This is a genomic window from Streptomyces sp. NPDC050422 (assembly GCF_044458665.1).
Lineage (GTDB): Bacteria > Actinomycetota > Actinomycetes > Streptomycetales > Streptomycetaceae > Streptomyces.
In genome coordinates this window covers 100,775-119,755 of record NZ_JBITIE010000019.1, presented here as the reverse complement: position 1 = coordinate 119,755, position 18,981 = coordinate 100,775, and the positions used below count along the sequence as shown (strand labels likewise).

General features: G+C 71.2%; 17 protein-coding genes. 6 read left to right on the top strand and 11 right to left on the bottom strand.

The annotated features are described in order from the left end of the window. The first annotated feature begins 90 nt into the window (after positions 1-90). Entirely contained in the window at positions 91-408 is a 318-nt protein-coding gene (locus tag ACIBJG_RS28535; protein WP_399311672.1) for a UBP-type zinc finger domain-containing protein, read from the top strand. 63 nt (positions 409-471) lie between these two features. Here ACIBJG_RS28535 and ACIBJG_RS28530 read toward each other — a convergent pair whose 3' ends face one another. After that, entirely contained in the window at positions 472-1,434 is a 963-nt protein-coding gene (locus tag ACIBJG_RS28530; RefSeq protein ID WP_399311670.1) for a zinc-binding dehydrogenase, read from the bottom strand. Positions 1,435-1,618: 184 nt separating this feature from the next. On the opposite strand from ACIBJG_RS28530, the gene ACIBJG_RS28525 reads away from it, so the two are divergent. After that, the gene (locus tag ACIBJG_RS28525; protein WP_399311668.1) at positions 1,619-2,233 is read left to right on the top strand and encodes a TetR/AcrR family transcriptional regulator; all 615 of its coding nucleotides are present in this window, start codon (positions 1,619-1,621) and stop codon (positions 2,231-2,233) included. Positions 2,234-2,437: 204 nt separating this feature from the next. Here ACIBJG_RS28525 and ACIBJG_RS28520 read toward each other — a convergent pair whose 3' ends face one another. Together ACIBJG_RS28520 and ACIBJG_RS28515 are read right to left on the bottom strand one after the other, a co-directional pair. Further along, entirely contained in the window at positions 2,438-2,977 is a 540-nt protein-coding gene (locus tag ACIBJG_RS28520) for an O-acetyl-ADP-ribose deacetylase (RefSeq protein ID WP_399311667.1), read from the bottom strand. A 56-nt stretch (positions 2,978-3,033) separates the two neighbouring features. After that, positions 3,034-4,467 carry a phytoene desaturase family protein gene (locus ACIBJG_RS28515; protein WP_399311665.1) on the bottom strand — a complete coding sequence of 478 codons (1,434 nt, stop codon included), beginning with the start codon at positions 4,465-4,467 and terminating at the stop codon, positions 3,034-3,036. A 186-nt stretch (positions 4,468-4,653) separates the two neighbouring features. On the opposite strand from ACIBJG_RS28515, the gene ACIBJG_RS28510 reads away from it, so the two are divergent. Together ACIBJG_RS28510 and ACIBJG_RS28505 are read left to right on the top strand one after the other, a co-directional pair. Then, positions 4,654-5,433, top strand: coding sequence for a nucleotidyltransferase domain-containing protein (locus ACIBJG_RS28510; RefSeq protein ID WP_399311809.1), 780 nt, complete (start codon positions 4,654-4,656; stop codon positions 5,431-5,433). A gap of 35 nt (positions 5,434-5,468) precedes the next feature. Beyond that, positions 5,469-5,864, top strand: coding sequence for a VOC family protein (locus tag ACIBJG_RS28505; protein WP_399311664.1), 396 nt, complete (start codon positions 5,469-5,471; stop codon positions 5,862-5,864). A 6-nt stretch (positions 5,865-5,870) separates the two neighbouring features. Here ACIBJG_RS28505 and ACIBJG_RS28500 read toward each other — a convergent pair whose 3' ends face one another. Next, positions 5,871-6,302: a MarR family winged helix-turn-helix transcriptional regulator gene (locus ACIBJG_RS28500; RefSeq protein ID WP_399311662.1), complete on the bottom strand. Its 432-nt coding sequence runs from the start codon at positions 6,300-6,302 to the stop codon at positions 5,871-5,873. 90 nt (positions 6,303-6,392) lie between these two features. Between ACIBJG_RS28500 and ACIBJG_RS28495 the strand changes: the two genes are divergently transcribed. Beyond that, positions 6,393-7,247 carry an SDR family NAD(P)-dependent oxidoreductase gene (locus tag ACIBJG_RS28495; RefSeq protein WP_399311660.1) on the top strand — a complete coding sequence of 285 codons (855 nt, stop codon included), beginning with the start codon at positions 6,393-6,395 and terminating at the stop codon, positions 7,245-7,247. Positions 7,248-7,260: 13 nt separating this feature from the next. Here the strand turns inward: ACIBJG_RS28495 and ACIBJG_RS28490 are convergent, their stop codons facing one another. From ACIBJG_RS28490 to ACIBJG_RS28460, 7 genes are all read right to left on the bottom strand, one after another. Continuing rightward, positions 7,261-8,088, bottom strand: a complete 828-nt coding sequence (locus ACIBJG_RS28490; RefSeq protein ID WP_399311659.1) for an inositol monophosphatase family protein — start codon at positions 8,086-8,088, stop codon at positions 7,261-7,263. A gap of 73 nt (positions 8,089-8,161) precedes the next feature. Beyond that, positions 8,162-9,988, bottom strand: a complete 1,827-nt coding sequence (locus tag ACIBJG_RS28485) for a gamma-glutamyltransferase family protein (protein WP_399311657.1) — start codon at positions 9,986-9,988, stop codon at positions 8,162-8,164. Positions 9,989-10,194: 206 nt separating this feature from the next. Further along, complete coding sequence (locus ACIBJG_RS28480; protein WP_399311656.1) at positions 10,195-11,475, bottom strand: lectin; 1,281 nt, start codon at positions 11,473-11,475, stop codon at positions 10,195-10,197. 273 nt (positions 11,476-11,748) lie between these two features. Beyond that, a complete protein-coding gene (locus tag ACIBJG_RS28475) occupies positions 11,749-13,440 on the bottom strand; it encodes an ABC transporter family substrate-binding protein (protein WP_399311655.1) in 1,692 nt (563 codons plus the stop codon). 104 nt (positions 13,441-13,544) lie between these two features. Continuing rightward, positions 13,545-15,629, bottom strand: a complete 2,085-nt coding sequence (locus tag ACIBJG_RS28470; RefSeq protein WP_399311653.1) for a dipeptide ABC transporter ATP-binding protein — start codon at positions 15,627-15,629, stop codon at positions 13,545-13,547. Beyond that, entirely contained in the window at positions 15,626-16,552 is a 927-nt protein-coding gene (locus ACIBJG_RS28465; protein ID WP_399311651.1) for an ABC transporter permease, read from the bottom strand. The genes ACIBJG_RS28470 and ACIBJG_RS28465 overlap by 4 nt, the downstream gene beginning before the upstream one ends. A 1-nt stretch (position 16,553) precedes the next feature. After that, positions 16,554-17,537 (bottom strand): ABC transporter permease, encoded by a 984-nt coding sequence (locus ACIBJG_RS28460; RefSeq protein ID WP_399311649.1) that lies wholly within the window; start codon positions 17,535-17,537, stop codon positions 16,554-16,556. A gap of 353 nt (positions 17,538-17,890) precedes the next feature. On the opposite strand from ACIBJG_RS28460, the gene ACIBJG_RS28455 reads away from it, so the two are divergent. Next, entirely contained in the window at positions 17,891-18,955 is a 1,065-nt protein-coding gene (locus ACIBJG_RS28455) for a biotin/lipoate A/B protein ligase family protein (protein WP_399311648.1), read from the top strand. The last annotated feature ends 26 nt before the right edge of the window (positions 18,956-18,981 follow it).

Sequence of the window (18,981 nt, the reverse complement as noted above, 5' to 3'; positions counted from 1 at the left end):
CCGACGCCCCATGGGCGGGCCCGATGCCCGTCGGCCCGCGTGGACCCGCTGTCCGGCCCGCGCAGCGCGGAACCCAAGGGAGAGCCCGTTATGACGGACACGGCCCCGCAGATCTGTTCGCACCTGGACCAGGTCCGGCGCGTCACGCCTGACAGCCCGGACTCCTGTCCCCAGTGCGTCGCGCAGGGCGATACCTGGGTCCATCTGCGGGAGTGCCAGAGCTGCGGGCATGTCGGGTGCTGCGACTCCTCCCGCAACAAACACGCCACCGCCCACCGCGAGGCCTCGGGCCACCCCCTGATCCGCTCCTACGAGCCGGGCGAGACGTGGTGGTGGTGTTACGAGGACCAGGTCACCTTTGACGTCGACGGTGTCGGACCCGCCCGGCCGCTCGGCGATTCCCAGTGAGCGGCCGCGGAGCGGACCGGACTCTTCAGGGCCGTCATCGGTACGGGCGCGGACACACCTCCGCTACGGAGTAAGCACGATCCTTCCGAAGACTTCGCCCGCGGCCATCTTCCGGTGCGCCAGCGCGGCCTCGTCCAGTGGCAGCACCTCGTGCACCACCGTTTCGATCTCGCCGCGGCCGGCTGCGGCGAACTGCTCGCTGCGCACGGCACACAGGTCGGCTCGGGCGACGGTGGCGGCGCTGAAAGCGGCGAAGGACATCGACTTCTGGAACGCCGCCATGATCTTCGTTCCGAAGTCCGCGGGCGGCGGGCCTGCGACAGCGCCCACGGCCACCATGCGGCCGTTCGGATTGAGCCGGTCGAAGAACGACGGCATGTCCTTCCCTGCGGCCACGTCGAAGATGACGTCATAGCCTGCGGGAGCGTCTCCCCCTCCCTCGCCGGTGCGCCCCAGCACATGGGTCGCACCGAGGCGGCGCAGACGTTCGCCACGCTCGGCCGAGGAGGTGGTGACCGCCACCGCGGTGGCGCCGCCACGAGCCGCGAGCTGTACCGCCATGATCCCGATGCTTCCGGCCGCGCCGCGCACCAGGACCGTCTCCCCGGCAGCGAAGCGGGCGTGGCGAAGCCCGAAGTGGGCCACGGCTCCGGCGCTGCCCAGCGTCACCGCGTCGACGGCGGGCAGGCTGCCCGGCAGGGCGAGAACCTGGTCGACCGGCGCGACGGCCTGTTCGACGTAACCTCCGCCGGTGCCGGTGAACGCCCACACGCGGCGGCCGATCCACGACGTGTCGACGCCGTCACCGACCGCGGTCACGGTGCCCGCCACCTCACCACCCGGGATGTGGCCCTCCTTGAAGCCGTACTCGGCCAGGGACCCGCTTCTGATCACGGTGTCGACACCACCGACACCCACCGCCTCCGTGGCGATCAGGACCTGCCCCGCAGCAGGGGTGGGTACCGGCAGGTCGACTACGGCCAGGCCCTCAGGGCCTCCGAACGTCCGGATCACGATTGCCTTCAATGTCGTCTCCACGTTCCGGACCGCTCACGCACGATCCTGTTCCCTGCCCGCCACCGGCCGCTGCCCGGCGGGGGCTTCACACCACGGCCGACGTCCGGTTCCGGGGCTGTGCGCCCCGGTCTCGGCGGACTTCCATGTCCCGGACCGTAACGGACGCCGCCGTCCGTTTACGTAAAGTGAGAGAGTGACCGAACAACTGCCTCATAAGCTGCGCTCCGACGCGATGGACAACCGCGAACGCATCCTCGACGCAGCCCGAGCGCTGCTCTCCGCCGACGGCCTGGAGGTGCCGATGCGGGAGATCGCGCGCCGGGCCGGGGTGGGGCCCGCCACCCTGTACCGGCACTTCCCGACCAAGCAGGTGCTCGTCGCCGAAGCCTTCGCCGGCCAACTGGACGCATGCCGCACCATCGTCGACGCGGGATGCGCAGATCCTGATCCGTGGCGCGGCCTCTGCCGGGTGATCGAGGAAATCTGCGAGCTGCACGCACGCGACCGGGGGTTCACCGAAGCCTTCCTGTCGACCCTGCCGGGGGCACCGGATGTCGCAGGTCGTGCGTACACGGTGAAAGCAGTCGCCGGACTGGCCCAGCGAGCCAAAGACGCAGGGCGCCTCAGGTCCGACTTCGTCCTGGACGATCTCATCCTCGTCCTCATGGCCAACAAGGGGATCCACGCCACGTCCACCACCACCCAGGTCATGGCTTCCCGACGCTTCGCAGCGCTGGCGATCCAGGCGTTCGAGGCCTGTCCTCACCACGCCCCGCTGCCCGGCGGCCCGGCCACGCGCGTGCCGTGATCCGTCACGCCGGTGAAGCCCTTCGGTGCGGCCCACCCGTTCGCCGAGGGTCTGGTCATGGGCGATGGCTGAACCGACCGCCCCGACACGGCAGGCGGATCGGTCGGGAAGCGGCCGGCCGAGGGTTCCGGCCGCGGCGCACGCGGTTTCGGCGGTGGCTGCCCGGCCCGCCTGAGCGCGGACCGCCGGGCGATCCCGGGCGCCTCAGGCCTGCGCCGCCGCCAGGGCCTCCTCGAACTCCACGTACGCGTGCGCGTCGAAGAGCACGAACCGCACCTCCTCGATGGGCGCGGCGGCCTCCGCCAGCACGGTGCGGACGGCGATGCGGGCGCCGTCGTCCATCGGCCAGCCGTAGATGCCGGTGGAGATGGCCGGGAAGGCGATGGTCATCGCCCCCAACTCCGCCGCCACGCGCAGGGCTTCGCGGTAACAGGACTCCAGCAGGGCCGAGCGGTCCTCGGCGCTGCTCCAGACCGGGCCGACCGTGTGCACCACCCAGCGGGCGTCGAGCTTCCCGGCCGTGGTGGCGACCGCCCGGCCGGTGCGCAGCCCCTTCCCGTACGTCGAGGCGCGCAACTCCCGGCAGGCGGCCAGGATTTCGGGGCCGCCCCTGCGGTGGATCGCACCGTCCACCCCGCCGCCACCGAGCAGGGAGGAGTTCGCGGCGTTGACGACGGCATCGACGGACTGCTGGGTGATGTCGCCCCGTACGAGGGTGACGGTGACGGCGGAAGGTGTGCGCATGCGGCCATCATGCCGTGACACGTGCGCCCGTGGCGGCCGACAGCACGCAGTGGAGGTCAGCGCCGGCCGGAGGGCCCCGCTTCCCGCAGCCGCCGCCATACCGCTTTCGCCGCGTGGTGTCCGGACATGCCGTGCACGCCTGGGCCGGGCGGGGTCGCCGACGAGCAGATGTAGACCGACGGGTGCGCGGTCGCGTACGGCACCCGGGCGAGCCTGGGGCGGATCACCGTCTGCAGCCCGGAGAAGGCACCGCAGGCGATGTCGCCGTCGACGTAGTTCGCGTTGCGCACGGCCAGTTGGGGCGGGCCGGTCACCGCGCGGGCGAGCACGATGTCGCGGAAGCCGGGGGCGAAGCGCTCCAGTTGGCGTTCGATGACGTCGGTGGCGTCGCCCTCCCAGCCCGCCGGGACGTGTCCGTACACCCAGAAGACCTGCTTGCCCTCGGGTGCCCGGGACGGGTCGGTGAGGCTGGGCTGCGCGGTGATCAGGAACGGCACGCTCGGGTCGCGGCCGGTCACGGCGGCGCGCAGTGCGGTGTCGATCTCGCCGGCCGTGGGGCCGATGTGGACCGTGCCCGCCCGGCGGGCCTCCTTCGCGGTCCAGGGGACGGGGCCCGACAGCGCGTAGTCGATCTTGAAGCAGGAGGCGCCGTAGCGGTAGCCACGGTAGGCGTTGCCCAGTCCGGCGATCCGGGCCAGCGCGGTCGGCGAGGTGTCGAAGACGTAGGCGCGGGCCGGTGGCAGTTCGTCCAGCCGCTTGACCTCCGTACCCGTACGGATGACGCCGCCCTGCTCCCGCAGGTACGAGGCGAGGGCGTCGGAGATGCTCTGCGAACCGCCACGCGGCACCGGCCAGCCCTTCTCGTGCGCGGCGAGCGCGAAGAGCAGGGCGATGCCGCCGGTGGCGAGACCGCTGGTGGGGGCTATGGCGTGGGCGGCGAGTCCGGCGAAGAGGCCGCGGGCCTTCTCACCGCGGAAGCGGCGGGACAGCAGCGTGGCGGGCTGGAGCGCGTCGAGCCCGAAGCGCACCCAGCGGTACGGATCACGCGGCAGCCCGTCCCAGGGGGTGCGCAGGAAGTCCTGGGCAAGGGTGTCCCAGTGCCCGAGGAAGGGTGCGAGGAGCCTCCGGTACGCCCCCGCGTCCTGCGGTCCGAGCGCCATGGCCGTCTCCCCCACCGAGGTGGCCAGCACGGCGGCGGTACCGTCCGGGAAGGGGTGGGCCAGGGCGAGCTGTGGCTGCAGCCACTCCAGGCCGTGCCGGTCCAGCGGCATCGCGCCGAAGGCGGGCGAGCCGATGCCCAGCGGGTGGACCGCCGAGCACGGGTCGTGCCGGAAGCCAGGGAGCGTGAGTTCTTCGGTTCGGGCTCCGCCGCCGACGGCCTCCGCGGCTTCGAAGACCTCCACGGCGAAGCCACGGCGGGCCAGTTCGGCTGCGGCGGTCAGTCCGTTGGGGCCTGCCCCAACGACGACGGCATCGAGCATCGACGGCACCTTCGGACTCCTTTGTCAGCCGACGGTCTGAACGCCCAGGATATTCGCAGGCGCCGGCGGTTCGGGCGCGGGTATCGTCCCTGTCCGATGAATACTCCGAACCCCGCGCAGCAGCCGCACCCGGAACCGCTTCCCGCCGCTCCTCCGGGAGCTGCGGATTCCGCACTGCGCCGGCGGATCGGCGACATGGCGGAGCGGCTGACCGCCGTGCCCGGTGTCCGCGCCGTCGTCCTCGGCGGCAGCAGGGCCCGGGGTACCCACCGTCCGGACTCGGACTGGGATCTGGGCCTCTACTACCGGGGCGCACCGGACCTCGCCGGGCTGACCGCGCTGGCGTCCGCGTTCCAGGGCTCCCCGGTCGAGGTGGCCGGGCCGGGCGGCTGGGGTCCGTGGGTGAACGGCGGGGCGTGGCTCCGGGTGGACGGCGTTCCGGTCGACTGGATCCTGCGCGATCTGGACCGGGTCGAGGCAGTCTGGTCCGACTGCCGAGAGGGCCGTTACGAGGTGGGGGTCCAGCCCGGGCATCCGCTCGGCTTCTGGTCCCCGTCCTATCCGGGCGAGGTCGCCCTCGGACGCGTAATCGCCGATCCGCACGGGGAGCTGACGGCCCTTCAGCAGGCGGTGTCCGGCTATCCGGAGCTGCTGCGCAAGGCCCTTGCCGATGCGGCCTGGGAGGCGGAGTTCTCGGTCGAGGCGGCCCGTAAGTCGGCACCGGCCGGTGACCGGCTGCACGTCTCGCTCTGCCTGTCGCGGGCGTTCGGCATCCTCGTCCAGTCGCTGCACGCCCACCACCGCACCTGGTGCCTCAACGAGAAGGGCGCACTGACAGCCGCCGCGGCTCTGCCGGAGACGCCTGCGGACTTCGCGGCGCGGGTGGGCGAGGCGCTGGAGGGGCTGGACGCCGGGGCGGTGGAGACGGCCGCGGCCGTCGTGCGGGACGTACGCGAGGTTCTGTGCGCAGTCTGATCCAGCGGGAAGGCCACAGAGCATACGATCCCGCCATGGTCACCGAACTGCAGTGCGTGGTACTCGACTGCCCCGATCCATTGCGTCTCGCCGAGTTCTACCACTCGTTGCTCGGCGGGCGTGTGAACCAGGTGGACCGCCGGTGGGCGACCGGTGAGGACTGGGCCACGTTGCACACGGCGGCCGGTTCCGTGCTCGCGTTCCAGCGCGTGGCGGACCACCGGCCGCCGCGGTGGCCCGATCCCGAGCACCCTCAACAGTTCCACCTGGACTTCGGCGTGCCCGATCTGGTCACGGCCGAGCGGGAGGTGGTGGCGGCCGGCGCGGCCGTACTGGGCGACGGGGGCGGGACCGACCGGCCGTGGCGCGTGTACGCGGATCCGGCCGGGCATCCGTTCTGCCTGGTCAAGCACGGCCCCAGCCCTTCCTGAAGGGACTCAGTCCCGCTGAATCGCCGTGACGCAGCGGGCGAGCAGCTCGCGCAGGGTGTCGCGTTCCTGCGGGGTGAACTCGTCCGCGATGCGGCGTTCGATGCGTACCGCCTGCTCGTCGGCGAGCCGCAGTGTCTCGACCCCGGCCTCGGTCAGGCGCGTCTCCAGCATCTTCTGGTGCCAGGGATGGACGGACCTGACGATCAGCTCGCGTTCCTCCAGGTGCTTGAGCACGGCCGCCATCGCCTGCGGCGTCACCAGGCAGACCCGGGCCAGCGCCGCGCCCGACATGCCCGGGTGGTCGGCGAGGGCGAACAGCGCCGCGTACTGCGCGACAGTCAGGTCGGCGCCCTTCAGCGCGGCGCTCTTGGCTGCCATGAGGGCTTGCTCTGCACGTTTGATGTCCGCGCCGAGGCGGTCGCCGGCGGTCATTCCCATGGTCGCGAGCGTACAGCCATAGGCATACAACAAGGATCGGACACATGACAAGCATGGGAGTTATATCAATGTCTTGATATAACTCAACCCATGGATACTCAAGCAGTGCCCAGCCATGCGCCTGCCGCCTTCGACGGGACCGTCCTCATCACCGGCGCCACCCAGGGCCTCGGCCTCCACCTCGCCCGCGATCTCGCCGGCCGCGGCACGACCCTGCTCCTGCACGGCCGGAACGAGGAGCGGCTGGACCGGGCCGCCGCAGAGGTCCGGGCGATCTCGGCCGGCCGCGCGGACGTCCGCACCTATCTCGCCGATCTCTCCGACCTGGACCAGGTCCGCTCCCTGGCCGCAGCCGTCCGGGCGGCCGAGCCCAGGCTGGACGTACTGGTCAACAACGCGGTGGCAGGCGGCGGCGCCGAGCCGCTGCGCCGCGAGGTGAGCGCGCAGGGTCATGAACTCCGGTTCGCCGTCAACCATCTGACGCCCTATCTCCTGATCAGGGAACTGCTTCCGCTGCTCACCGCTTCGGCGCCGGCGCGCGTGGTCCAGGTGGCGTCGATGGGGCAGTCACCCGTCGACTTCGACGACGTCATGATGGAACGCGACTACGAGGGCCTTGAGGCCTACTGCCGGAGCAAACTCGCGATGATCATGTCGACGTTCGACCTGGCCGCCGCCGAGACGGCCGGCAGCGGGGTCACGTTCAACGCCCTGCACCCCGCCCACCTGATGGACACCGAGGGGGTGCGGGCGTACGGACTGACTCCGGCGGTCCCCGTCGAGGAGGGCGTCCGCCCGACGGTGCGGTTGATCACCGACCCGGCCCTGGTGGAGGTCAGCGGCCGCTACTTCGACCGGTTCACGGACACGGCCGCCCATGACCAGGCGTACGACCCCCGGGCGCGCCGACGCCTCGCCGAGCTGACCCGCACCCTGCTGGCCTGAGGAACCCGGCCGCTCAGGCCCCGGCACGCAGCGCGGCCAGAACGCGGTCGGCCGTCGCACGGTCCCGGGCCGCGGTGAAGGGCAGGTCGTTGCCGCCGGTGATCCGGAACGGCGCCCCGGACAGCGTGGCCTGGGCGCCGCCCGCCTCGGTGACCAGGAGGAGCCCCGCCGCGTGGTCCCACGCGAACTCCCAGTTGAAAGCCAGAGCGTCGAGGCCGCCGCGGGCGACGGCGAGGTATTCGAGCCCGGCCGAGCCGCAGGGGCGGGCGTCGATGCCTTCGGTGCGCAGGCCGAGCAGGGCCCGCTTCTGCGCGTCGGTGGTGTAGTCGGGGTGGGACATTGCCACGTGCAGTGCGGCCTCGGGCGCGGGCGAGCCGGCGCGTATCGGAGCGCCGTTGAGCGTGGCCCCCCGGCCGCGGACGGCGACGGCCATCTCGTCCAGGGCGGCGGCGTACGTCCAGGAGGCCAGCAGCTCGCCGTGGTGGGCCAGGGCGACCAGGGTGCAGAAGCCCGGCTCGCCGTGGACGAACTGGCGGGTGCCGTCGACGGGGTCGACGATCCACACGGGGGCCTCGCCGCCCAGCGCCTCGTACACCTTCGGGTCGGCGTGGACCGCCTCCTCGCCGACGACCACGGAGCCGGGCAGGAGCCGGCTCAGGGACCGGGTGAGGTGTTCCTCGGCGAGCCGGTCCGCGGTGGTCACGAGGTCGTGCGGACCGTTCTTCTCGACGATCTCGTGGGCGGCCAGCTGCCGGTAGCGCGGCATGATCTCGGCGGCGGCCGCTGCGCGGACCGCCGCCTCGACCTCGGTCAGGTCCCCGGCAAGGAAGTCATCGATCATGCCCCCAGCTAAGCACGGACGGCCCGGACGCCGGCCACGTGGTCATGACGGGGAGGTGGCCGCCCGGTGGCCGTCAGCGCCCGACCGCGTACCCCTGCATGCCCCGCGGGTTCGCCGCCGCGGACAGCACCCCGGTCTCCGGGTCACGGGCGACCGCGCACATCCGGCCCTCGGACCACGGGTCGCCGACGGTGACGTCGTGGCCGCGCCGGCGCAGTTCCGCGACGACCCCGGGATCCATGCCCTCCTCGACGGTGACGCTTCCCGGGCGCATTCCGCGCGGGAAGAAGGAGCCGGGGAAGCTTTCGTTGTGCCAGTTCGGGGCGTCGATGGCGCCCTGGAGGTCGAGGCCGCCGCGGACCTCGGCGCGCAGGGCGACGGCGAGGAAGAAGTGCAGCTGCCACTGGTCCTGCTGGTCACCGCCGGGGGTGCCGAACGCCATCACCGGGACGCCGTGGCGCAGGGCGAGGGACGGGGTGAGGGTGGTGCGCGGGCGACGGCCGGGGGTGAGGGAGTTCGGCAGCCCCTCGTCCAGCCAGGTCATCTGGAGGCGGGTACCGAGCGGGAAGCCGAGCTCGGGCACGACCGGGTTGGACTGGAGCCAGCCGCCGCTGGGCGTCGCGGAGACCATGTTGCCCCAGCGGTCGACGATGTCGACGTGGCAGGTGTCGCCGCGGGTCGCGCCGTCCTTGGCCACCGTCGGCTCCCCCGCGCCCTCCTTCGCCACCGTCGGCTCCCCCGCGCCGGCCGCCGGTATCCCTGTGGCGTCGAAGCCGGCGGCGACGGCGCGCGCGTGCTCGCTGAGGACGGGAGCGCGGCCGTCGGGGCTGCCCGGGCGGAGCTCGTAGGAGGCCTCGTCGGTGACCAGCGCGCGGCGGGCAGCGTTGTACGGCTCGGAGAGCAGCGTGCCGAGCGGGACCTCGGCGGCGTCGCCGTACCAGGCCTCCCGGTCGGCCATGGCGAGCTTGCAGCCCTCGATGAGCAGGTGGACGTACTCGGCGGAGCCGTACCGCGGCAGCTCGGCGGGGAGCAGGGCGAGCTGCTGGAGGAAGGCGGGGCCCTGGCTCCAGCCGCCGGCCTTGGCGAGCGTCCAGCCGTTCCAGTCGTACGTGGCGGGGGCCTCGTACGACGCGGACCAGCCGGCCAGGTCGGCGGCGGCGAGGGTGCCGGTGTGGCGGGTGCCGCTGGTGTCCATGGTGGGGACGGCCGCCCGGCGGACCAGGGCCTCGGCGATGAAGCCCTCGCGCCAGATCGCGCGGGCGGCCTCGATCTGCGCGGTGCGGTCGTCGCCTCCGGTCTCCTCGGCCTCGGCGATCAGGCGGCGCCAGGTGGCGGCGAGGGCGGGGTTACGGAACAGCTCGCCGGGGACCGGGGGCTTGCCGCCGGGGAGGTAGACGTCGGCGGAGGACTGCCACTCGGTCTCGAAGAGCTCGCGGACGGTCTCCACGGTCCGGCCGAGGCGCTCGACGGGTGCGTGGCCGTCCTCGGCGTAGCCGATGGCGTACCGCAGCACCTCGGCGACGGTCCTGGTGCCGTGGTCGCGCAGCAGCAGCATCCAGGCGTCGAAGGCGCCCGGTACGGCGGCGGCGAGCGGTCCGGTGCCGGGGACCATGTCGAGGCCGAGGAGACGGTAGTGGGCGATCGTCGCACCGGCGGGGGCCGGGCCCTGGCCGCACAACACCTGGACCTCGCCGTCCCTGGGCGCCAGGATCATCGGCACCTCGCCGGCCGGGCCGTTGAGGTGCGGCTCGACGACGTGCAGGACGAATCCGGCGGCGACGACGGCGTCGTAGGCGTTGCCACCGTCCTCCAGGACCGCCATCGCGGACTGCGAGGCGAGCCAGTGGGTGGAGGACACCATGCCGAAGGTGCCCTGGAGGGTGGGCCGGGTGGTGAACACGGGGGCGGCTCCTTGCTTCGACGTCTGAGTTCCGGTGGTGCGTGGTGCGGATCGTACGGACGGGGGGCGGGCCCTGGGAACGGGGCCCCGGCTCCGTACGCGGGTCGGGCGGCAGGGGACATGCCGGAAGGGCCCCTCGGCGCACAAGCGCCGAGAGGCCCCTTCGAGCCGCGGTCACGCCGGCGTGACGGTCGCGCTGTCGCGGATCAGCCGTTCACCGTCCACTTCTGGTTGGCGGCTCCGGTGCAGGTCCAGATCTGGAGCCGGGTGCCGTTGGCCGAGCTGTTGCCGCTGACGTCCAGGCACTTGTCCGCCTGTGGGTTGACGATGTCGCGGGCCCCGCTCACGGCCCAGCGCTGTGCCGCCGAACCGTTGCAGTCCCACAACTGCACGGCGGTGCCGTCGGCCGTTCCGCCCGAGGCCACGTCGAGGCACTTGCCCAGGGCGCGGATCGTGCCGTCGGCGTTCACGCTCCACCGCTGGGCGTTGGTGCCGTTGCAGTCGTAGAGCTGCACCGGGGTGCCGTTGGCCGTGCCCGCTGCGGCGACGTCCACGCACTTGCCGGCCAGGCCCGAGATCCGCCCGCCCGTCTCCGGCTGCGTGTCACTGGTGGTGACACGCACGTGGTCGACGACGAGCTGTTGGGGGAAGGCGGTGTTGCCGTCGGGGTCGCCCGGCCAGTAGCCGCCGACCGCGAGGTTGAGGATGAGGAAGAAGGGCTTGTTGAAGGCCCAGGTGTTGCCGCCGGTGTCGGCGGGCGTGCGGTGCTGGTAGACGTTGCCGTCGACGGACCAGGTCACCGAGTCCGGCGCCCAGTCGATGGCGAAGGTGTGGAAGGCGTCGGCGAAGGCCTGCCCGTTCGGGAGGGTGTATCCGGCGCCGATCCCCGCCGAGCCGGAGTAGCCGGGGCCGTGCAGGGTGCCGTGGACGGTGGAGGGCTCGAAGCCGACGTTCTCCATGACGTCGATCTCACCCGAGTTGGGCCATCCCACCTGTCCGATGTCGTCGCCGAGCATCCAGAAGGCCGGCCACATGCCCTGCCCACGCGGGATCTTCATCCGCGCCTCGACGTGACCGTAGGTCTGGGTGAACTTCCCGGAGGTGTTGAGACGGGCCGAGGTGTACTGACAGCTGCCGTACCAGCACTGGTAGTTGGCCGGGTTCTCCTTGCGCGCGGTGATGACCAGATGTCCCTGGCCGTCCAGCGCGGCATTACTGTTGCCCGCCGTGTAGTACTGCCGCTCATGGTTGTTGACGTTGTCGCCGGTCTCGATCTGCCACTTGCTGCCGTTCACCGCCGAGCCGGCGGCGCCGTCGAACTCGTCGGCGAACGTCGTCACCGCGGCGGCCGCCGCGGTGTCCGCCGCCGGGACGGCGGACGCGGAGGCGGATCCGCCGCCTCCCGCGAGGGTCGTCGTGGCCAGGGCAAGAGCGAGAACCGAGAGTACGGAGTGCAGCAGGCGCCGTGTACGGCGTGGGGAGTCCATGACTCTCCCTTCCGGTGCGTGAGGGGGTGGAAGGGCGGGGCAACGCCTGTCATGCATATGACAGACGTACGGGTAGGACGTGGTGGAGCCGCTTAGTTCACTAGGTGATTTAAGAAGTGAACTAAGCGGGTGTCAAGACCTTGGTACATACCACTGACCGAAGAGGCCTGGATACGTCTCCGGGGTGCGGAAACACACCCGCGCCCCGTGCCGACAGCCCGTCAGGCGGCCGGCACGGGGACAGGAGTCGAAGCTACGGCACCGGCACGGGCATCACTTCTGCCAGCCGACCGTCTCCGGAAGCGGGGTGAGGAAGATGGTCGCGCCGACGTTCGCCAGGCCCTTCTTCACTCCGTAGGTCGACGGACCGCTGAACAGCGGCAGGAAGGCGTACTGCTCGAGCGCCTTCTTCTCGACCTTGTTGACCGCCGCCACCTGCGCGTCGAGGCCGGCGATCTCCGTGGTCGCGCGGATCTCCTTGTCCAGGGCCGGAGTACCCGCACCGGTGATGTTGGAGTCCCGGTCCGAGCAGTAGAAGTCGCACAGGTACCGCGCACCGAACGGGTCCATGGAACGGTTGCCCGACAGGAAGAGATCGAAGCTGCGGTCACTGAGCACCTTGGAGAAGTCCGCGTCGTCACCCTTCTTGATGACGAGGTGGATGCCGACCGGCTTCAGCATTGCGGCGAAGGCACCCGCGGTGGCCTTGCCCAGCGGGTCGTCGCCCAGGAGCGTGTAGCCGACTTCGAGCTTCTTGCCGTTCTTGACCCGGATCCCGTCGTCCCCGGCCTTCCAGCCCGCCGCGTCGAGCGTCTTCTTCGCCTCGTCCGGCGCGTACTTCAGTACAGCGGAGACGTTGTCCGCGTAGCCCTTCTGGAAGCTGTAGAGGACGGCGGAACCGGGCAGCGGCTCCTTGTAGTCGAGCCCCTGGAACTGGATCTTCGCGATCTGTGCCCGGTCGACGCTCTCCTGGACGGCCTTGCGGACGGCCTTGTCCGAGAGGACCGACGACTTCGTGTTCACGTACAGGGCGTACTCGAAGGGGCTGCCACCGCTGCGGATCTCCGTACCCTTGAGCCCCTTGACCTGCTTGAGGCTCTCCGCGTCGACGGCGGAGGTGTAGTCGACCTGACCGTTCTTGAAGGCGTTGACCCCGGCGGTCGGCTCCAGGTTGACGTAGACACGCTTGTCGAGCTTGCCCTTCCTGCCCCACCACTTCGGGTTGCGTACGAAGGTGATGTTGCCCGAGTGCGTGTCCCACTTGCCGACCGTGTACGGGCCCGCACCCCACTCCGGGTGGGCCTTCTTCACGTACGCGTTGTTGAAGTTCGCGACGGTGGCGGCCTCGGGGTGCAGGAAGGTGGTGAACAAGGTGGACCAGGCGGCGTTGACGCCCTTGAAGGTGATGACGGCCTGCTTGGCGTCCTTGCCCTTGGCGACCGAGGTAATCCGGTCGTAGCCGTCCGTCGACGAGGCGGCGAAGTCCTTGTCGGAGCCGTTGTTGGTCTTCCAGGTGGCCTCGATCGCCCGCCAGTCGATCGGTGTGCCGTCGTTGAAGGCCGCCTTCGGGTTGATCGTGAGCGTGACCTTCTGGTTGCCGCCCTCGACCGCGACCTTCACGTCGCTGTAGTAGTCCGGGTTGTACTGCACCTCGCCGGTGGGCGAGTACGTGATCGCGTCGGCGTTGTACCAGCCCCAGACCCGGGACGCGGTCAGCGTGGCGTTCACGTTGAACGGATTGCCCTGGTCGTCGAAGGTGCCGACCGTGGTGTACGTGCCGCCGTCCTTGATGTTCTCGTACGGCTGCGGGTTGTAGTCGACGGCGGCCGACGCCGCCTTGGGGGCGTTCTTCCTGTCCGCGCCGGCCCCGTCGGTCCCGTTGTTCCCGGAGGAGGACTGGCAGGCGGTGGTGGCGACGGAGATCGCGGCGAGGAGGGCAACAGGCAGGGCCAGTCGTGCGCGCATGGCGGATCGGTTCCTTCTGATTCGGTGGGTGGACGGGCCGCCCCGGGGCGGGCGGGGCGGTGGTCGGGGCCGGACCGGCGGATGCGGCCCCGGGCGGGTCGGCCTCAGACGGCGTGACAGGCGTACTGGTGGCCGGGCTGACCGGTCACGGAGGCCGGCACGGGACGTTCCGTACGACAGCGCTGGCGCACCGCCTCGTCGGCGACGCGGAACAAGGGGCAGCGGTCGACGAAGACGCAGCCCGCGGGGAGCCGGGCGGCGCTGGGCTGCTCGCCTTCCAGGACCACGCGCTCGCGGGCGCGTTCCCGGAGCGGGTCGGGGACCGGGATCGCCGACAACAGCGCCCGGGTGTAGGGGTGCTTGGGGTCGGCGAAGAGCGTCTCGGTGTCGCCGGTCTCGACGATGTGCCCCAGGTACATCACCGCGATGCGGTCCGAGATGTAGCGGATCACGGCCAGATCGTGGGCGACCACGAGGTAGGCGAGACCGAGCTCGCGCTTGAGCCGCGCCAGCAGGTTGATCACCCCCGCCTGCACCGACACGTCCAGGGCCGACAACGGCTCGTCGAGCACGAGCAGTTTCGGCTCGGTCGCCAGAGCGCGTGCGATGCCGATCCGCTGGCGCTGACCGCCGGAGAGCGCGGCCGGGAAACGGTCGCTCACCGAGTCGTCCAGCCCGACCAGGGCGAGCAGTTCACGGATCCGGGCACGAATCGACTCGCGGTCCCGTCCGATGGCCTGGAGCGGTTCGGCGAGCAGTTGGAAGACGGGCAGCCGCGGGTCCAGCGCCCCCAGCGGGTCCTGCATCACGATCTGCACGTCACGCCGCAACTCCCGTACGCGCGCCCTCGATCCCTCCGCGCCGACATCGGTGCCGGCGATCTCGATCCGCCCGCCCTCGGGCCGCCCGAGCCGGAGGATCTCCAGCAGCGTCGTGGTCTTGCCGCTGCCCGACTCCCCCACGAGGCCCAGGGTCTCCCCCGCCCGCAGCTCGAAACCGACCCGGTTGACGGCCCGCAGCGTCCCGACCCGGCGCTTGAGGACGGCGCCCTTGGTGACCGGGAAGGTCTTGACGAGGTCCTCGACGCGGAGCACCACGTCGCCGACGGTGCCGGCCTCCGGGAGGACGGACTCGACCGGCTCGGCCTCGCCCGCCGGATCGAGCGACCCGTCCGCGATCTCGTCGGCGCGCAGGCAGGCCACGTCCCCGTGCCCGGTCACCTCGCGCAGCCCGGGTTCATCGGTGCTGCACGCGTCGAGCGCGACGGCGCAGCGGCTCGCGAACGGGCAGCCGGCCGGGAGGCCCACGAGCGCCGGCGGCTCCCCGCCGATCGGGACCAGGGGCCGGTGGACCCCGCTGTCCACGGTCGGCACGGCGGCGAGCAGCCTCGCGGTGTACGGCATGACCGGCCGGCGGAACAGTTCCTCGACGCCCGCCCGCTCCACGAACCGGCCCGCATACATGACGGCGATGTCGTCCGCGTGCCCGGCGACGACCCCGAGGTCGTGTGTGATGAGGACGAGTCCGGCACCCGTCTCCTTCTGCGCCAGCCGCAGGACGTCGAGGATCTGGGCCTGGACGGTGACGTCGAGGGCGGTGGTGGGTTCGTCGGCGACGAGGACGGAGGGTTTGTTGGCGATCGCCATGGCGATGACGACGCGCTGGCGCATGCCTCCGGAGAACTCGTGGGGGAAGGACCTGGCCCGCTCGCGCGGGTCGGGGATGCCGACGAGGTCGAGCAGTTCGACGGCCCGCTCCCACGCTGCGCGCTTCGTCAGGTCCTGGTGGATCCGCAGCGCGTCGGAGAGCAGCCGGCCCACGGTGAAGATGGGGGTGAGGGCCGACAGCGGGTCCTGGAAGACCATGCCGATGGCGTTGCCGCGTACCGCGGAGAGCGCCTTGTCGCCGAGGCCGATCAGGTCCTGGCCGCCGAGCAGCACCCGCCCCCGCACATGTGCCGAGTCCGGCAGCAGACCCATGATGCCCATGGCGGTGGCCGATTTGCCCGATCCGGACTCGCCGACGATGCCGAGGGTGCGGCCCGGCAGGAGGTCGAAGCCGACGCCGCGCACCGCCTCGACGGTTCCGGCCTCGGAGGGGAACGAGATCCGCAGGTCCCGCACCGAGAGCACGGGGGTGACCGCGTCGCCGGGCACGGGGGCCGTCGGCAGGGTTGTCGCGAGGGTCATCGTCGGCCTCCTGCCGCGCCGGTCACTGATGTGGGGTCCAGTGCGTCCCGCAGACCGTCGCCGACGAAGGTCATCGACACGGTGAGCAGGACGACGAGGCCCGCGGGGAAGGCGAACAGCCAGGGTGCGCTCGTGACCGTGCTCGCGCCGTCCGCGAGCATCGTGCCGAGGGAGACGTCGGGGGTCTGGACGCCGAACCCCAGGAACGACAGGGCGGTTTCGCTGAGCACGGTCGCGACGACACCGAGCGTCAGGTTGACGATCAGCAGTGAGCCGAGGTTGGGGATGATGTGGCGCACGATGATGCGCAGCGGGCCGACTCCCATGAACTCGGCCGCGGTCACGTAGTCCCGCTCCCGCAGGGAGGTCGAGACGGACCAGATGACCCGCGCGGTGGACATCCAGCCGAACAGCGTCAGTACGACGATGAGCACCCGCCAGTCGCCGGCGAGGCGGTTGGAGACCAGGGCCAGGATGAGGAACGAGGGGACGATCAGCAGGAAGTGGATGAGGGCGAGCGTCGCCTTCTCCACGCGGCCGCCGAAGTACGCGGCACCGGAGCCGATGACGGCCGCGACGACGACGGTAAGGACGGAGACGCTCACGGCGATGGCCAGGGAGCGCCGGAGCCCGTGCACGGCACAGGCGTAGATGTCGTTGCCGCCCTGGTTGGTGCCGAACCAGTGGGCGGCACTGGGGGGTTGGGTGAGTGCCGCGAAGTCGGCGTCGGAGTACGCGTACGAGGTGAACAGACCGCCGACCACGCTGAACAGCACCAGCGCCACGAAGATCACCACCCCGACGACGGCGAGGCGATTGCGCAGGAAGCGTCTCAGGTACAGCCGGGCGAGGCCGAGGTTGCGCCGGCCGTCAGGGGCGGGCAGCGGCAGGGCGGGGGCTCCGGCGATCAGGTCGGTGGCCATGTCAGCTCACCCTCACGCGCGGGTCGAGGAAGACCGTGGCGATGTCCGCGAGGATGGCGCCGATCGCGGTCAGGGCTGCGGCGAAGGCGGCCGTCGCGACGGTTCCGTGCACATCGTTCTTGCTGATGGTCTGGATGAAGTAGCGGCCCATTCCGTTCCAGCCGAAGATCGTCTCGGTGATGATGGCTCCGGTGAAGATGGCCGGGACGCTGAAGGCCACGGAGGTCGCCGTCGGGATGAGCGCGGTCCGCAGGGCGTGTCTGCGGACGGCCTGGGCCCGGGTGAGTCCGGTGGCCCGGGCGGTGCGCACGAAGTCGGCGTTGATGGTGTCGAGCAGGAGCGAACGCTGCGTCAGGTGGTAGCCGACGTATCCCATCAGAGTCAGTGTCAGGGTCGGCAGGATCAGGTGCAGCAGGCGGTCGCCGATGGTCGGGAGCAGCCCTTCGACGTTCGGCGAGTTCTCCCCGGCCACGTAGAGGAAATGCAGTCCGGCGTGCTGGTTCAGCCAGATTGCCACGAAGACCACGGCGAGGGCGGCGACGGACGTGGGCACGTTGAACACCGCGATGGACACGGCCTGCGAGACACGGTCGGACCAGCCGTACTGCCGCGACGCCGTGTACACCCCGAGTGCCACGCCGATCACCACGGAGAGGATCGTCGCGACGACGACCAACTCCGCGCTGACGAGGGACCGGTAGCCGATCTCGCCGTTCACGGAGACGCCGGTGGGTGACCTGCCCCAGTCGAAGTGGACGGCCACCGAGGTCAGCCAGTCCCACCACCGCTGTACCACCGGCACCTGCGGGTCCAGGTTGTAGGGCGCGAGCGCCCGGTCGATCTGGGCCTCGCTGCGGACGGGACGCAGCTCTTTGAAGTTCGACCGCGGGTCGAGGAACCAACTGGACAGGAAGTACGTGGCGTTGGTCGCGACCACGATCATCAGGAGCCAGCCCGTAGCCTTGCGCGTCACATAGCGCAGCACGGGCGGCACCTCCCCACCGCGTGCGGGAGCTGCGCCGCGAGGGCGCCGGGTCTGGGGGGCGTATGCATGTGCGGTCGGACTTTCTGGGGGGACGGAGCGTGAGCACAGACGTGCGAGCGTCAGTCTGATCCGCCGGTCGCCGCGGACACCAGGTCCTGGCCCGTCCCGCCACGACGTCGCAATACCGCCGTAGCAAACAGTCCGGACAGATCATGATTTACGCGCAGGTGCGTCCCTGCGAGGGACGGGCCCCTCACGGGTGCGATCGATGGACTAAAGGGCGCGGCGACGGCGTTATGCCTGGTCGGAGCCGATTCACGGCATGAGTACCGGGTGGAACTGGAGGCAGGGCAGTGCACGGTGAATACAAGGTCCCCGGCGGCAAACTGGTCGTGGTGGACCTGGACGTCCGGGGTGGGGCGCTGCGCGACGTACGGGTGGCGGGTGACTTCTTCCTGGAGCCGGACGAGGCGATCCTCGCGATCGACGCGGCATTGGAGGGTGCCCCGGCCACCACGGACACCGCAGGGCTGGCCGCGCGGATCGACGCGGCCCTGCCCGAGTCGACGGTGATGCTGGGGCTCACGTCGGAGGGCGTGGCCGTCGCCGTGCGCCGGGCGCTGGCGCACGCCACGGAGTGGAGCGACTACGACTGGCAGCTCATCCACGACGCCCCGCAGTCCCCCGCGCTCCACATGGCCCTCGACGAGGTCATCACGGCCGAGGTCGCCGCGGGCCGGCGCCCGCCGACGCTGCGGGTGTGGGAGTGGGACTCCCCGGCGGTGATCATCGGCAGCTTCCAGTCCCTGCGCAACGAGGTCGACCGGGCGGGCGTCGACCGCCACGGTGTGACGGTGGTCCGGCGCGTCTCCGGGGGCGGCGCCATGTTCGCGGAGCCGAGCAGCACCATCACCTACTCGCTCGCGGTGCCCCACTCCCTCGTCTCCGGCCTCTCCTTCGCCGACAGCTACGCCTATCTGGACGACTGGGTGCTCGAAGCGCTCGGCGACATGGGGATCAAGGCCTGGTACCAGCCGCTCAACGACATCGCGACCGAGGTCGGGAAGATCGCCGGGGCGGCTCAGAAGCGCGTGGTCGGGCCGGACGGAGGGCCCGGCGCGGTGCTGCATCACGTGACGATGTCGTACGACATCGATGCCGACAAGATGCTCGACGTCCTGCGCATCGGCAAGGAGAAGATGTCCGACAAGGGCACGAAGAGTGCGAAGAAGCGCGTCGACCCCTTGCGCCGGCAGACGGGTCTCCCCCGTCAGGCCGTCATCGAGCGGATGATCGAGTCGTTCCGCAACCGCCACGGCCTGTCGCAGGGCCACGTGACCCCTGAGGAACTGGCCAGGGCCGAGGAGCTCGTGCGTACCAAGTTCGGCACGGCAGAGTGGACCGCCCGGGTGCCGTAGGGCCTGTGCGACCCTGATCCGCCGGA

Excerpts from the sequence above, each read along its gene's own strand:
- ACIBJG_RS28505 (WP_399311664.1), top strand. The coding sequence starts at position 5,469 with ATGGTCACCGAACTGCAGTGCGTGGTACTCGACTGCCCCGATCCATTG.
- ACIBJG_RS28510 (WP_399311809.1), top strand. The coding sequence starts at position 4,654 with ATGGCGGAGCGGCTGACCGCCGTGCCCGGTGTCCGCGCCGTCGTCCTC.
- ACIBJG_RS28465 (WP_399311651.1), bottom strand. The coding sequence starts at position 16,552 with ATGGCCACCGACCTGATCGCCGGAGCCCCCGCCCTGCCGCTGCCCGCC.
- ACIBJG_RS28535 (WP_399311672.1), top strand. The coding sequence starts at position 91 with ATGACGGACACGGCCCCGCAGATCTGTTCGCACCTGGACCAGGTCCGG.
- ACIBJG_RS28490 (WP_399311659.1), bottom strand. The coding sequence starts at position 8,088 with ATGATCGATGACTTCCTTGCCGGGGACCTGACCGAGGTCGAGGCGGCG.
- ACIBJG_RS28495 (WP_399311660.1), top strand. The coding sequence starts at position 6,393 with ATGGATACTCAAGCAGTGCCCAGCCATGCGCCTGCCGCCTTCGACGGG.
- ACIBJG_RS28500 (WP_399311662.1), bottom strand. The coding sequence starts at position 6,302 with ATGGGAATGACCGCCGGCGACCGCCTCGGCGCGGACATCAAACGTGCA.
- ACIBJG_RS28470 (WP_399311653.1), bottom strand. The coding sequence starts at position 15,629 with ATGACCCTCGCGACAACCCTGCCGACGGCCCCCGTGCCCGGCGACGCG.
- ACIBJG_RS28480 (WP_399311656.1), bottom strand. The coding sequence starts at position 11,475 with ATGGACTCCCCACGCCGTACACGGCGCCTGCTGCACTCCGTACTCTCG.
- ACIBJG_RS28520 (WP_399311667.1), bottom strand. The coding sequence starts at position 2,977 with ATGCGCACACCTTCCGCCGTCACCGTCACCCTCGTACGGGGCGACATC.
- ACIBJG_RS28475 (WP_399311655.1), bottom strand. The coding sequence starts at position 13,440 with ATGCGCGCACGACTGGCCCTGCCTGTTGCCCTCCTCGCCGCGATCTCC.